The organism is Aminobacter anthyllidis, assembly GCF_018555685.1.
Lineage (GTDB): Bacteria > Pseudomonadota > Alphaproteobacteria > Rhizobiales > Rhizobiaceae > Aminobacter > Aminobacter anthyllidis.
The window spans coordinates 204173-216950 of sequence record NZ_JAFLWW010000011.1; the positions used below are offsets into that span (position 1 = coordinate 204173).

Sequence of the window (12778 nt, forward strand, 5' to 3'; positions counted from 1 at the left end):
TGTTTTACTCCGAAGCCGAAATGTCCTTGATCTCGCCCAGCGGGTACGTCTTGCCGAGCGACTCCATCATGTAGTCGGCGCCGCCAGAGGCCGGCACGAACCAGCCTGTCGGACACATGGTCAGGATTTCGACGAGGCTGAGCCCCTTCTTTTCCATCTGCCGCTGGAAGCCTTTGCGGATCAGTCGCCGCGTGGCGGCGATGGAGGCGGCGTTGTGCACCGAGCCGCGCGCCACATAGGCAGAGCCGGGCATTGCCGCGACCATGTTGCCAATGACGATCGGATGGCCGTGATAGGCCGCGTCGCGACCTTCGAGCGTGTTCTTGGTGCGCTGGCCGATGACGGAGGACGCCGTCATCTGGCCGCCGGTGTCGCCGAATACGCCATTGTTGAGCAGGATGCAGGTGATGTTTTCACCGCGCGCCGTGGCGTGGAGGATTTCCGCCAGGCCTTCGCTGGTCATGTCACCGTCGCCCTGCAGCGTCCACACGGCAACCTCAGGGCGCATGCGCTTGAGGCCGGTGGCAACCGCGGGCGCACGTCCGTGCAAGCAAAGCGTGGAGTCGACATCCATCGTCATGATGAAGGAGCCGTAACAACCGTGCCCGATGATCGATACGTTCTTTTGAGCTAGGCCGAGTTCCTCGATCACCTCGAGCACGAGGCGGATCGCCACCGGCTCGCCGCAACCGGGGCACAGGTGATGTTCCTCGGTCTGCAGCAATGTCGGCTTGAACGATGCCACCTTGTTGCTCGGCGCCTCGGGCGGGCGCGTGGTCATCACGATGCTCATTGGCTGGCTCCATTGATGGCTAGCGCGATGCGTTCGCGGATGACCGTCGCATCCATGAGAGGGCCCAGGTTCAGCCCGGATTCGTCGAAGCTGACACCGCCGATGGCCTTGACCAGCTTGCGGTCGCGCACGTTGAGCTTGACGTCGTCGATCATTTGGCCGGCGTTGAGTTCGAACACCAGCACGCGCTTGCAGTCCTGAGATGCCGCCTCCAGAGCGTCGCCGGGGAACGGCCACAGCGTGATGGGGCGGAAGTAGCCAACCTTGTGGCCGTCGGCGCGCATCTCGCGCACCACATGCTCGACGAACTTGCCGCCCGAGCCAAAGGCTATGACCAGCGTCTCGGCGTCGTCGACGAAACCTTGCTCATGGCGCGCCTCAACTTCGGCGATGGCGTCGAACTTCGCAGCGATGCGCTCCCAGTGTTTGCTTGGGCCGGGACCAGGATCATTGGTCTTGCCGCAACCGAAGGTCCAGATCTGGCGCGACTTGCCGGTGCCACCCGAAGTGCCGTCGAGCTGCCAGTCCTTGGGCGGCAGCGGCTCGAGGTCGAGCTGCGGCAGCGTCGTTCCCATCTGGGTGCGGGCGAGCAGATTGTCGCCCATGAAGATGACAGGCACGCGGTACTTGTCGGCGAGGTGGAAGGCGAGTTGCGCGTGCTCGACCGCCTCATGCAGATCCTTTGGCGCCAGCGTGATGGTGCGGTAGTCGCCCCAACCGCCGCCACGTGTCGCCTGGAAATAGTCTTGCTGGTTGCGCGCCATGTTAAAGATGACGATCGGCGTCTCGTTGAGCGCGGCTTCGGCAATCGCCTCTTGCATCAGCGCCAGGCCCTGGCCGCAGGAGCCGCTGGCGGCACGGAAGCCGCCGGCAGCCGCACCCAGTGCCATGTTGACGCCTTCGATCTCGGTTGCCGCGTTGATGCACACACCTTCGTGGTGGGGCAGTTTCTCGGCCATGTATTCGAGCAGTTCGGTCGCCGGCGACATCGGGTAGCCGGCATAGAAGCGAAGACCTGCCTGGATCGCTGCCTCGACGATCGCCTCGCTGCCGTCCATCAAGCGCATCGTCATCACTGCATCCTTTCGGCGTCCGAGCCCGAAACGATCGGCTCGTGGTATTTGTAGACTTCGAAGACGAAATCCGGGCAGACCTGCTGGCAGGCGGTGCAACCGGTGCAGCCGGGCGAAAGCTCGGGATAAAGGTAGCCGGTCGCGTTGCCGGTCCTGGACATGGTCAGCACCCGAGGCGGGCAGGCGACGATGCAGAGTTCGCAGCCCTTGCAGCGGTCGGCGTCGATGACGAGTGTGCCCCGTGTGACCTGTCTCATGCGACGTCCTTCGCCGCGCTATCGAAGTCGACGGCGAATGCCAGCGGCGTCACTGCGGCCGCACCGGCTCGGATCGCCCGCTCGTTGGCTTCTATGTGCTGGCGGCGATAAGATGGGATCTGCTCGGCCATTGCGGCCACGGCGCTGTCGATTTTCACGGCACCGGTGAGTGCCGCGTATGCGCCCAGCATCACCATGCCGGCTGCCATGCGGCTGCCCTGTTCGGTGGCGATCGCGGTGGCCGGCAGCTTCACCAGCCTGTGCTTGTCCATATCGGGCAGGTCGGCAGAGATGGTCTCTTCGGCGAGCACCAGCGAGCCCGGCCGCAGCCGCGAGCCGACGCGCTCCCAAAACAGGTGCGACATGGCAATGGCTGAGCCTGCGTGTGGCAGGATCGGTAGCGCCTTCAGCGGCGTCGCGCCGATAACAACCGTGCCGACGGAGCTGCCGCCACGCATATGGCCGCCATACTCGCCTGCGAGCATCACGTGACGGCCGTCCCTGATGGCAGCGAGCGCCAGGGACTTGCCGACAAGCTGAATGCCCTGGCCGCCGATGCCAGAAATGAAAAGGTCGAGTTCCAACTAACCCCTCCCGGTTACTCGTGACTCTAGAGCTACGGGCATCCGGTTTTGGGCGCAAGCCATTTTTTCTTCTCCAACATGAAATTTCATGTTGAAGTACAAAAAATGTTCGCTAGCTTCCCGCCACGGCTTTGGAGGGACGATGGATGACTTATGTGGTGACCGACGCCTGCGTGCGGTGCAAGTTCACCGACTGCGTGGCTGTTTGCCCGGTGGACTGCTTCCACGAAGGCGAAAACATGCTGGTGATCGACCCAGAGGTTTGCATCGACTGCGGCGTATGCGAACCGGAGTGCCCGGCCGATGCGATCCTCGCCGATACCGACCCGCTGGCGGAAAAGTGGCTGGCGCTGAACAGGCAGTATTCAGCGAAATGGCCTGTCATTTCGGCCCAGTTGCCGCCACCTCAGGATGCACAAGCCTTCAAGGGGCTCGATGGCAAGTTCGAAACCCATTTCTCGCCAGAGGCCGCTGCACGTTGACAGCTGTGCCTAACGCGGCGCGATCCCATCGAACAGGATATCGAGGATCTGCACCGCGAGCTCGGTCGGCGTGAGCCCCCCCGGCCGGTACCATTCGCGGGTCCAGATCAGTGTTCCCTGCAGCACCTGGTTGGCCAGCGACACATTGATGCCGGGCCGCAATTCGCCTGCCACGGAAGCGGCCGTCATCAGTTCGCGCCAGATCCTGTTGGTCTCGTTCAAAAGGCCGAAATGCCGCTCGCGCACGTCCTCTGGAACCTGATTGATGACATTGCCATGCGCAGCGATGTAGTCGAGCTTCTGCAGCGTCGTGTTGAGATAGGTGATCGCCGCTGCCTCGATGCGCTCGCGATAGCACGTTTCCGGCGGCAGTTGCTGCAGCGTGGCCAAGAGCCTCATATGCAGCTCCCGGGTCAGGCTGTTGATCATTTCCTCGACCAGCACGTCCTTTGTCGGGAAGTGATAGCGCAGCGCCGTCACATGCAGATCGATCGCGTCGGAAATTTCACTGAGCTTGGTGAGCTGATAGCCCTTCTGGGCAAACACCTTGGCGGCGGCGTCGAGGATCTTTTCCTGCACACCTTCGGTCTTGCGGCTCGGCTTGCGGCCCGAAGCCCTGCGCGCAGTCCGGTTGATTTCGCGGACAGCCCCATCCGCCTCCAGTGTCGCCAGATCTGCCGGTTCTTTGGTCGTCATTTTCCGCATGTCCGAGCTTGCCAACTCGCCTGTTCCACTGTCGTTGTTTCCACTCATTCGCAAGGCGCCTCCGTGCCATCAAACCACAGCTTTCCCATCCGTGGCTGGCCGTCGCGCAACCTCGGCAATCACCGAAAGCTGGCTATGGAATATGGCTTCGTCGGGCATGCACACCCGCCCCACCATGGCGATGCCAAGGGATCATGCAAGGCAATTTTCTCCTTGAGCATGAAAATATTGCAGATAAGTTCGCCGGCGGGAAAGCGGGAGGGTTTCAGATGTTCGAGCACGATCTGAGCGGGCGCCATGTCGTCATCGCTGGCGGCAGCAGGGGGCTTGGCCTCCACACCGCGCTTGCCTTCGCAGAGGCTGGGGCATCGGTGTCGATCTGCGCTCGCGGCAAAGACGACCTCGAAGCTGCCCGAGAAAGTATTGCAATACACGGTGTCATCGCCCACGCGGCATGTTGTGACCTCGCCGAGCACGCCTCGATCATGGCCTATATCGAGGACGCTGCTGCCAGTCTTGGCGGCATCGATATCCTGGTCAACAACGCCACCGGCAAGGCTAGTTCCGACACCGAAGAGGACTGGGCCGCAAGCCTAGGTGTCGACGTACTCGCCACCGTTCGTGCATCACGCGCCGCGCAACCCTACCTGGAAAAAGGGACCAACCCGGCCATCATCAACATCTCCTCGCGCACTGCATTCGCCCCTGCCCCGACCACGCCGGCCTACGGTGCCGCGAAGGCGGCGATCATGCACTTCACCCTGTCGCAAGCCGCAGCGCTTGCCGAGAAGGGCATCCGCGTCAACTGCGTTGCGCCTAGTTCCCTGGAATTTCCTGGCGGGTGGTGGGACAAGTGCCGGATTGAGAACCCGGCACTCTACAAGAGGACGCAGGCCAGTTTCCCTTTTGGCCGCTTCGGCACGCCGGAGGACATCACGCGCGTTATCCTGTTCCTCGCCTCCCCGCTGAGCGCCTGGATCACCGGCCAGACCCTGCTCGCTGATGGCGGCCAGACGCTACGCGTTTCTGCTTAGAAGGCGATGAGCCCGGTGCGTGCCTCAGAAGCAGAGAATTCAGCTTGGCAAAGCTGCTGTAACACTAGGTATCCGGCGTAATCAGCTTCAACGACGGAAAATATGTCCGGTATCGGCCAACGTCACGGGTCAGCAAGGGAAGCTGACTAACTGCTGCGTGAGCGCCGATGAAGAAATCGGGCAGCACACCCGTTCTCGATCCACCAGACTTGCGGTATCGCGTGAACACCTTTCCGGCTAGGAAAAGCGACGCACGCGGAACTGGCACCATTTCCAAGCCAGCCTGGTCTAGAAAACCATCTAGAGCCTCGATGCGATCGTACCGAACAGCGAGCTCAGCGTAGACCACATCGTTTATCACCAACGGCCCTACGAGACTGGCAGCCTCAAGCTGGGCAACTGACCAGTCAGCCCAACTCGGATCGTCGGTAACAAGATCTAGCAGGACGTTGGTGTCAACCAGCGTCACGCTTCACCACGCGTCAGTGCCATGATTGTGTCTGTATCAAGACCTTTGCCGGCGTGACCGCGCAGCTTGGTGAAACGGCTCGTGGGCTGCTTTTTGTCGGAGCGAGCAAGCACTACACTGCCATCGGCTGCCCGATGAAAATCAACCTTGCTGCCAGGAACAATCCCAAGCAAATCGCGCACCGGCTTTGGGATGGTGACTTGGCCCTTTGCTGTGACTGTCGTGCTCATACGAGCTTCTCCATATCCGTGGTAATGCACTCTTGGAAAGAGGTATTACTTTCTCGCCGAAAACTCAATCCCCTGCATCAGCCGTTGCTTCCGGGTTTGTCGAGCCTCGTTTCCTGGCTCGCGACCGCGCGCTCGGCGCGACGATGATCTATGTCACCCACGATCAGGTCGAAGCGATGACGCTGGCCGACCGCATCGTCGTGCTCAAGGAAGGCCGCGTCATGCAGCAGGGCAGCCCGTACGAGCTCTATGAGCGTCCCGCCAATTTGTTCGTCGCGCAGTTCATCGGCAGCCCCAAGATGAACGTGCTCGCCTGTGCTCCATCTGGCGACGCCAAGTTGGACCTCGCCGGCCAGGGCACGCTGTCCCTCGCCTTTTCCGGCGCGCCGACGCAGCTCGGCGCACGGCCCGAGCATCTGACGCTTGTGGCACCTGACAACGGCAACTGCCGCGGCACAGTTGAGGTAGCTGAATATCTCGGCGGCAACACCAGCGTCTTCATCCGTAATGAGCAGCGGCCTGATAAATGTCAGTGCGCCCGCGGACACAGCAGTCCGCATCGGCGAGACGGTCGGTATCGCAATCGACGGCAACCGAGTGACACTGTTCGATGAGTACGGCTCCGCTATCGCCCGTGCTGCATGAGCACGAAATCGCCCTGGGGCGATCACGGCGAAGATTAGATCCGCACCTTGGCAGATCACCAGCGGCTGTGACTGGCGGCTTCGCTAGGCGAATGGGATGGTCCGTACAGACTCGAACATATCTTAGGCAGGTCGAACAGCTATGCCTGCCCTTCCTGGCGAACCAGAGGCCAAGGAGTGCGTAGGGAACTTTGCCGCGCCTTGGACCTTCCTGCGCGTATACCTATCTCACCGTTTGTTGCCACTTTCCTCCTCCCAGAAGTAGCAACACCAAGCAGCCAACTCCTCCCATGGCCGCTTCGTTATTGAGCCCGTCGCGACCTCCTCCCCGCGGCGGGCTTTTCCTTTTCAGCCCGAGATCGCGCCCGTCGCGGCCCGTCCTGCGGCGCGATGGCTTCGCAAGACTCCGTTGGCCACCGGCCTTTGGCTACGTCTCCCCATTCACTTTTCAGCACTCTTTGCGCACTGCGATCTGGAGGTCCGGTCATAGTAGTGCGATGTATCTGACTAGCTGACTAGGTATGGATCGATGGGCAAGCACGCGGAACTGACAAAGACAAAGCGGTCTGGCAGCCGGACGGCAGCTGGACGATGGAAGCTCGAAGACGCGAAAGCCCGGTTCAGTGAGGTGGTGCGGCATGCACACGAAGACGGACCGCAGCGCGTGACTGTACGCGGCCAAGATGCGGTTGTTGTGATGAGCGTCGAAGAGTTCGAGCGGCTCGCTCCGGAAAAGCCTCGGCCACCTTTCCTCGAATTCATGGAGGGCCTGCATCTTGGAGCGCTTGATCTGACACGAGAGGCCGATCATGGCCGGGATGTGGAGCTTTGAGGGGTTGGCTGCTCGACACCAATGTCGTAGCCGCCCTGATCAATCCGCAGGGCGCACCATCGGTAAAGGCCTGGGCCGCCGGGCAGGAGGAAGAAACGTTCCATATCAGCGTCCTGACCCTAGCAGAATACGACAAGGGAATTCACAACCTTCCGGACGACCATGCCGATCGGCCGCGTTACATCGCGTCGCTGGATGCGCTTGCCGAGCGCTTCGGCAAGCGTGTGCTGTCTCTCAATGACGATATCATTCGCCGCTGGGGCCGGATTTCGGGTGAAGTAAAGCGCGCGAGCGGCCACCCACCTCCGGTGATCGACACAATGCTCGCCGCAACAGCAATCGAGCACGATCTCTATCTGGTTGCCCGCAACGTGAAGGACACGAAGCCGTCGGGCGCGACGGTGTTCGATCCATGGAATGACGATCTCCGGATGTTCCCCTTGAGCCCGCGCGTCAGCCGAAAGCGATAGCGCCGAACGCTTCCCGTCAACTGCGCCAGCTATTGCCTTCCGCCACCAGGTCGGCAACCCCGCGTTCATCGGAAGGTCCTCCAATCCGAAACCGTGCTCGCACGACCTTTATCGCAATAGGCGCAGAGGTCGCTCCGAAGGAAAGCTCGGAGTCGGAAGCAAAATTGATTGTCCCGTCACGACGCCAGGCAGCGCATAAAGTCATGAGGTCAGTTCTCCTGTAACGTCATGGCTGTCAAAGGCTCTCGGCGACCTTGCAAAGGTGCGTCGCGCGCGTCTCGATGACGGCGCGTATGTCCTTCAGAATATCGTGCGCGATGCCCTCCGCTTCCAGCTCGCCGATAAGTTGGTCCGCCTGCGTTCCGATCGGCCCGGCAAGTTCAGCGATATCCTTCACAAGCAGGCGCTGCGCGCCCTTTGTATCAGGAACCAGCGTCAGCCATTGCTTCAGGTGGATCGTGTCCGGGACATTTCGCCCGCCGATGGCCATGGCGAGTTTCTGCGCTAGGCGCGGATAGGCGGCGGTACACACCACGTCATAGAGCGGCGCAAGGTCCGGGACCCGGTCGCGATAAAGCAGCGCGTAATTCTTGCCATGGGCGTCCGCGTTGCCGACGAGATAGTGAAAAATCAGCATCCGGATAAAGCCAAGGCGATCCGCCGCAGGGCGCGCGGTGGCGCGGTCAATCAACCCGAGCGCGGCTGCCGTCCCCGGCCCGCCTTCTTTCTCGTACTTGAGCTCCGGCGGTACGCTGAGTGCCTGGCAGAAATCTTCCTGATGCAGCCGCGTGATGCGCCCATCTTCATGCAGATGGCGGTCGTACCGCTCTACAAGCAGGTACGATACGGCGCCCGCACGGCGCATTTCGACCTTTGGGACCTGAAGGCCCAGCCGCGTCGCAAGGCGCAGGCAGAACAGCTCGTTCTCAACGGTACCGTCGAGCGCCTGAATGAAGGGCTTAAGGATATGGGTCGTCGGACGGCCGCCCTTGGCAAGGCCGATGTTGTCACCGTCGACGCAGACGGCGAGTTTGTCCTGCGCTCCGGCCAGAGAGATTCGAACCCCTTCCTCCCCGCCCAGCAAGGGGCGGTCGCGCAGCTTGCCGATGATTTCCTCAAGCCGCTCGGCACCTAGTATTTCGACGCCATCTTCATCAGAAGCCGGCGGCGTCTCCCCTGCCTGATACAGCGACAGCGCGCCTGCGCATTCGCCGCCGATGACTTCAAGCAGGCCGAACGCATTGCCGGAAGAGATGCCTAGCGCCCCGGCAAGACGCTGCCGCGCGCCCTCATCAGGCAAAAGCCCGGAAAAAAACGGCCGGACGATCCGGTCCGCATGCGGCGCCTCTTGCAAGGGCAGGGAGAACGAGATTGCCCGCGCGCCCCTGCGCCCGAGATAATCCCTGTCATAAGCAAAGCCGAGGGCGCCGCCATCATCCTGACTGAGCGCCCCGGCTCTCGCGTCGTTGAACCAGACGTCGAGAATATGCGTCATGTCTCACTCTCCCGCCTGCTGCGGACGGAGACTGTGAGCCCAAGAGACGATGCCACCTGCAGGGCGCGCCCGACCTGACAGCTTTCCTTCCCGGCTTCGAGTTCGCGCACAAAGCGTATGCCCACACCGGTCAGCCCGGCGAGCTGCTCCTGGGTGAGTTTTTGTGCCTTTCGCTCCGTGCGGATCAGAAGGCCAAGGCTTTTGGTGTCAAAGATTGTCTGCATATAGATCGTCCCTATCGGGATTATTATAGCAGGATGTTACATCAAAATTCACAAAAAGTACCGAGCGGGATTATTTCCGGCAAAAGCTTGAAAAGCCTACTGGGTATCGTCCCGTTCGGGATCATTAGGAAAACCCGTAGGGTCCTACCCTCCTGAAGGCAGTTCTGCTTCGTCTGGAGCCGTCCGTCGCCTCACCCAAGGAGGGCGACGGCGATCCTGACGAAAGGGATCGTTACCCGCAAGGCCGAGCCTTGAGCCAGGCGCGCATACCGCCGGCGTTCTCCGCGCCCCGCGTTTTGGTATATTTGGGTATATTTTTGGGTATGACGCTCAAGATCGATTCCCTGCATATCACCGTCGAAATCCTTGCTCTGGTCTCGGAGATTGACGAGTTCAAAGGGGCGTGGCGTGCGCTGGGCACGCTCGCGCCGGAGCGCCTATCGGCTCTGCGCCGCGTCGCGACCATCGAGAGCATTGGCTCTTCTACCCGCATCGAAGGCAGCAAGCTGACTGACGCCGAAGTCGAGCGGCTGCTCGCCAACCTCGACATCAAATCCTTCGAATCCCGAGACGAGCAGGAGGTCGCCGGATATGCACAAGTCATGGAAATGATTTTTGCGCATTTCGATGCGATTGATCTGACCGAAAACCACGTCACACAGCTACACCGTGACCTGTTGGCGTTCAGCAATAAGGATGCGCGCCATCGTGGCGCATACAAGACACTCGCCAACAATGTCAGTGCGTTCGATAGCGATGGAAAAGAGATCGGCGTCATCTTCGAAACGGCGACGCCTTTCGAAACGCCAAAGCGGATGCAAGAGCTTATCGAGTGGACACGCAACGCCCTTAACGAGCAAAGCCTGCATCCTCTGCTCGTCGTCGCAATCTTCACCGTGGTGTTTCTGGAGATCCACCCGTTCCAGGACGGCAATGGAAGGCTGTCGCGCGTTTTGACGACGCTCCTGCTGATGCGCAGCGGGTACGCGTATGTGCCTTACACGTCGCTCGAAAGCGTGATTGAGAACAGCAAGGAGGGCTATTATCTGGCACTGCGCCAGACCAAGAAAACGATCCGCAGTCCGAAGCCGAATTGGCAGCCTTGGGCTGTGTATTTCCTGCGCGCTCTTCAGCAGCAAAAGCGGCGGCTTGAGAGAAAAATCGAGCGCGAACGTCTTGTGCTCGGCACGTTGCCGGAACTCTCCCTTCAAATTGTTGAAGCCATCAAAGAGCGCGGGTGCATGACGATTGGCGAGATCGTCAACCTGACGGGCGCAAACCGGAACACCGTCAAAAAACACTTGGCCACTCTGGTCGAGGCAAACCATCTGACCCAGCATGGAACCGGCAAGGGAACCTGGTACAGCCAGGGTATGTGAAGCATGAGGCATCCCAGGGGTTTCACCGCCGCGGTGATGGCTTGATGCCAAACACCGCCACGGCGTCCACGCCCCTAATGTAACCCTTCAAACTGCTATTGCGAGGGCAATCAGATCCGCCTTCGTGGGCGTTAGATTTCACCCATCGCCTCACCCTCAAAGACTGCGCTATCCGACAGGTCGTTGTCATCGTCTCCTTGGCCTCTTGCCGGGCCGACAGGAATCTCTCCAGCCAGTAGCTTGTCCTTGCTGAGCAGGCCCGCATCCTCGAGCGCCTCGAAATCCGGCAGGTCGCGTAGCGTGTCGAAGCCAAAATGAGAGAGGAACGCCTTGGTGGTCACATAAGTATAGGGCGCACCAGGCTGCGGCGAGCGCGGTCCCGACGCGATAAGATCCTGCGATCGGAGAACGCCGATCAGATCGCGCGACACCTCCTTGCCAAGGAACGACGATAGCTCGCCACGAGTGATCGGCTGGAAGTAGGCAATGCACATCAGCACCAGCGCTTCCGATTGCGACATCGATCGTGCGTTCTCTGCCTGGCCTGTAGCGGCGCCAATGACGTCGGCGAATGCCTTTTTGGTCCGGTGTTGCCAGCCGCCGGCGACCGACACCAGCTCGTAGGGCCGCCCGGCGAGCTCGGCGCGAATGTCGTCGATGATCAGCTCGATGTTGCAGCTTTTGCCAACCACTCGCGCGAGCACACTACGTGTGACCGGCGTGCTGGCGGCAAAGATTACCGCCTCGACCCGACCCATCCATTCACGCCAACGCAGTTCCGGCGGCAGGTGCTCGAGCTCGCGGTCGAACAGCCCGAGCTGCTCGTTTTGCCCTTTGCGCGCGGACGCTTCAACCATCGCTACAGCCCGTACAGCCGGAAGGAAGAACGACCCGACAGCTCTCGCACCGCCTCGAATGTTTGCAGCCGCTCGAATAGTCGCCGCGCCCCGAACCGCGACAAGGTTTTGGTGGTCAGCGAGCCGGGCACGGCATCGTCATCGAGCAGTCTTTTTATCGCGTCACCAGCCCCTTTGGCGCGCAGTTTTGGCATCACTGCCGCAAGCCGCTCGGCGCGCCGCGACAGCTCACCAGCCAATCCACAAGCATCGGCTGAGCCCTGGACCAGCGCCAGGCACACCGCCCCTTCAAATCCTTCCCCTCCCGGTCGGATGCGTGTTCCTGCCGCGCGCGCTCCTTGAGTACGAAAGGCGGGGCCAAAAGCCTGCGCCATCAGCAGCGGCACCGGCCGTGGCCAGCGCAGTTTTTGCGCCAGCACCAGATCGGCGCACCACCAGGCCAGCAATTCCGCGCCAGGCGACAGGGCAACAATCTGGCCGGCGATCGCCGCGGCGACAAACGGCGCCGGGCGGCCGGAGCGGACCAGGTCGTTAATCGCCCCCGGGAGATCGGCAAAGCCGTCGTCCCAGCGCAGACCGAGCAGCACGACCACTTCGGCCAGCCGCGCAGTGTCGATCACCGGCGACCGAGCCGCGAGCTGCCGCCACGCGGCCAAAATGGTGCCGGCGGGACCGGGATCACCGGCGGCAGGCCGCAGATACCAGGCGTCACGGAGCGCGCTCTCATCTTCGCTCCGACCGGCGAGGCGCACGGCGGCGGCGGCGCATTTCAGCGCCAGCCGCTGGCGCCAGGCGCCGGCCCAGGGCGGTTCGGAACGCACCAGAGTGTCGAGCGACGTCAAGGCGGCGCCGGCAAAGAAAGCGGCGTCGGTTTCGTGGTCGACGGTCCCGCCCGGCAACGCCCAAGACGGAACGCGCGGCGGCGGCGGCGAAGCGGCAAGCGATGAGTCGGTTCGAATCATGGTGGATATCGTAAATCGTGCGTGCGCTTTTGACTATACGAACGACATCAAAACGCACCGCCTGTCGTGCGGCCATAATGACTGATAATCTTGCATTATCGTTCGTTTTCGTCTTTAAATAGGAAATGGCCCCTATCATCGATCAGAACCCCGAAAATCGTTGTCAGCTGACCGGATATCGTGAGATTCGCCGCCTTTCTGAATCGGTTTTCGTGAGACTACGTGCATGGCGACGAACCCGCTTCTCTTTAAGCATTTGATTTTCCAACCTTACTGACGATTGTTGCC

17 protein-coding genes are annotated in these 12778 nt (G+C 61.2%); 6 read left to right on the top strand and 11 right to left on the bottom strand.

Annotated elements, in window-relative coordinates; translation table 11 throughout:
- Positions 1 to 4 precede the first annotated feature (4 nt).
- Genes J1C56_RS28160 through J1C56_RS28175 form a run of 4 tightly spaced genes read right to left on the bottom strand, consistent with a single transcriptional unit; the run spans position 5 to position 2707 of the window.
- Positions 5 to 793, bottom strand: coding sequence for a thiamine pyrophosphate-dependent enzyme (locus J1C56_RS28160; protein WP_214393291.1), 789 nt, complete (start codon positions 791 to 793; stop codon positions 5 to 7).
- Positions 790 to 1866 carry a thiamine pyrophosphate-binding protein gene (locus J1C56_RS28165; RefSeq protein ID WP_214393292.1) on the bottom strand — a complete coding sequence of 359 codons (1077 nt, stop codon included), beginning with the start codon at positions 1864 to 1866 and terminating at the stop codon, positions 790 to 792. Before J1C56_RS28165 ends, J1C56_RS28160 begins: the two co-directional genes overlap by 4 nt.
- Positions 1866 to 2123 (bottom strand): 4Fe-4S dicluster domain-containing protein, encoded by a 258-nt coding sequence (locus tag J1C56_RS28170; protein WP_018427411.1) that lies wholly within the window; start codon positions 2121 to 2123, stop codon positions 1866 to 1868. Before J1C56_RS28170 ends, J1C56_RS28165 begins: the two co-directional genes overlap by 1 nt.
- Positions 2120 to 2707, bottom strand: coding sequence for a 2-oxoacid:acceptor oxidoreductase family protein (locus J1C56_RS28175; RefSeq protein WP_214393293.1), 588 nt, complete (start codon positions 2705 to 2707; stop codon positions 2120 to 2122). Before J1C56_RS28175 ends, J1C56_RS28170 begins: the two co-directional genes overlap by 4 nt.
- A 146-nt stretch (positions 2708 to 2853) precedes the next feature.
- Between J1C56_RS28175 and fdxA the strand changes: the two genes are divergently transcribed.
- A complete protein-coding gene (gene fdxA, locus J1C56_RS28180) occupies positions 2854 to 3189 on the top strand; it encodes a ferredoxin FdxA (RefSeq protein ID WP_115734032.1) in 336 nt (111 codons plus the stop codon).
- Between the two features lie 9 nt (positions 3190 to 3198).
- Here the strand turns inward: fdxA and J1C56_RS28185 are convergent, their stop codons facing one another.
- Positions 3199 to 3885, bottom strand: coding sequence for a TetR/AcrR family transcriptional regulator (locus J1C56_RS28185; protein ID WP_214393294.1), 687 nt, complete (start codon positions 3883 to 3885; stop codon positions 3199 to 3201).
- Between the two features lie 278 nt (positions 3886 to 4163).
- Here J1C56_RS28185 and J1C56_RS28190 point away from each other — a divergent pair, with 278 nt between their 5' ends.
- Entirely contained in the window at positions 4164 to 4928 is a 765-nt protein-coding gene (locus tag J1C56_RS28190) for an SDR family NAD(P)-dependent oxidoreductase (RefSeq protein ID WP_214393295.1), read from the top strand.
- A gap of 64 nt (positions 4929 to 4992) precedes the next feature.
- Here the strand turns inward: J1C56_RS28190 and J1C56_RS28195 are convergent, their stop codons facing one another.
- Both J1C56_RS28195 and J1C56_RS28200 read right to left on the bottom strand, forming a co-directional pair.
- Entirely contained in the window at positions 4993 to 5397 is a 405-nt protein-coding gene (locus J1C56_RS28195) for a type II toxin-antitoxin system VapC family toxin (protein ID WP_214393296.1), read from the bottom strand.
- Complete coding sequence (locus J1C56_RS28200; RefSeq protein ID WP_214393297.1) at positions 5394 to 5627, bottom strand: AbrB/MazE/SpoVT family DNA-binding domain-containing protein; 234 nt, start codon at positions 5625 to 5627, stop codon at positions 5394 to 5396. Before J1C56_RS28200 ends, J1C56_RS28195 begins: the two co-directional genes overlap by 4 nt.
- Before the next feature lie 143 nt (positions 5628 to 5770).
- On the opposite strand from J1C56_RS28200, the gene J1C56_RS28205 reads away from it, so the two are divergent.
- The 3 genes from J1C56_RS28205 to J1C56_RS28215 all read left to right on the top strand — a co-directional run bounded on the left by J1C56_RS28205 (position 5771) and on the right by J1C56_RS28215 (position 7573).
- Positions 5771 to 6241, top strand: a complete 471-nt coding sequence (locus tag J1C56_RS28205) for a TOBE domain-containing protein (protein WP_214393298.1) — start codon at positions 5771 to 5773, stop codon at positions 6239 to 6241.
- Positions 6242 to 6800: 559 nt separating this feature from the next.
- On the top strand, positions 6801 to 7103 hold the full coding sequence (locus tag J1C56_RS28210) for a type II toxin-antitoxin system Phd/YefM family antitoxin (RefSeq protein ID WP_214393299.1): 303 nt from the start codon (positions 6801 to 6803) through the stop codon (positions 7101 to 7103).
- Entirely contained in the window at positions 7100 to 7573 is a 474-nt protein-coding gene (locus J1C56_RS28215; RefSeq protein WP_214393300.1) for a type II toxin-antitoxin system VapC family toxin, read from the top strand. The genes J1C56_RS28210 and J1C56_RS28215 overlap by 4 nt, the downstream gene beginning before the upstream one ends.
- A gap of 235 nt (positions 7574 to 7808) precedes the next feature.
- On the opposite strand, the gene J1C56_RS28220 is transcribed toward J1C56_RS28215, so the two are convergent.
- Both J1C56_RS28220 and J1C56_RS28225 read right to left on the bottom strand, forming a co-directional pair.
- Positions 7809 to 9068 carry a type II toxin-antitoxin system HipA family toxin gene (locus J1C56_RS28220; RefSeq protein ID WP_214393301.1) on the bottom strand — a complete coding sequence of 420 codons (1260 nt, stop codon included), beginning with the start codon at positions 9066 to 9068 and terminating at the stop codon, positions 7809 to 7811.
- A complete protein-coding gene (locus J1C56_RS28225; RefSeq protein ID WP_214393302.1) occupies positions 9065 to 9292 on the bottom strand; it encodes a helix-turn-helix domain-containing protein in 228 nt (75 codons plus the stop codon). Before J1C56_RS28225 ends, J1C56_RS28220 begins: the two co-directional genes overlap by 4 nt.
- Before the next feature lie 323 nt (positions 9293 to 9615).
- Here J1C56_RS28225 and J1C56_RS28230 point away from each other — a divergent pair, with 323 nt between their 5' ends.
- On the top strand, positions 9616 to 10671 hold the full coding sequence (locus tag J1C56_RS28230; protein WP_214393303.1) for a Fic family protein: 1056 nt from the start codon (positions 9616 to 9618) through the stop codon (positions 10669 to 10671).
- A 131-nt stretch (positions 10672 to 10802) separates the two neighbouring features.
- On the opposite strand, the gene scpB is transcribed toward J1C56_RS28230, so the two are convergent.
- Both scpB and J1C56_RS28240 read right to left on the bottom strand, forming a co-directional pair.
- Positions 10803 to 11528, bottom strand: a complete 726-nt coding sequence (gene scpB / locus J1C56_RS28235) for an SMC-Scp complex subunit ScpB (protein ID WP_214393304.1) — start codon at positions 11526 to 11528, stop codon at positions 10803 to 10805.
- Between the two features lie 2 nt (positions 11529 to 11530).
- A complete protein-coding gene (locus J1C56_RS28240) occupies positions 11531 to 12490 on the bottom strand; it encodes a DUF1403 family protein (protein ID WP_214393305.1) in 960 nt (319 codons plus the stop codon).
- Positions 12491 to 12778: the final 288 nt, after the last annotated feature.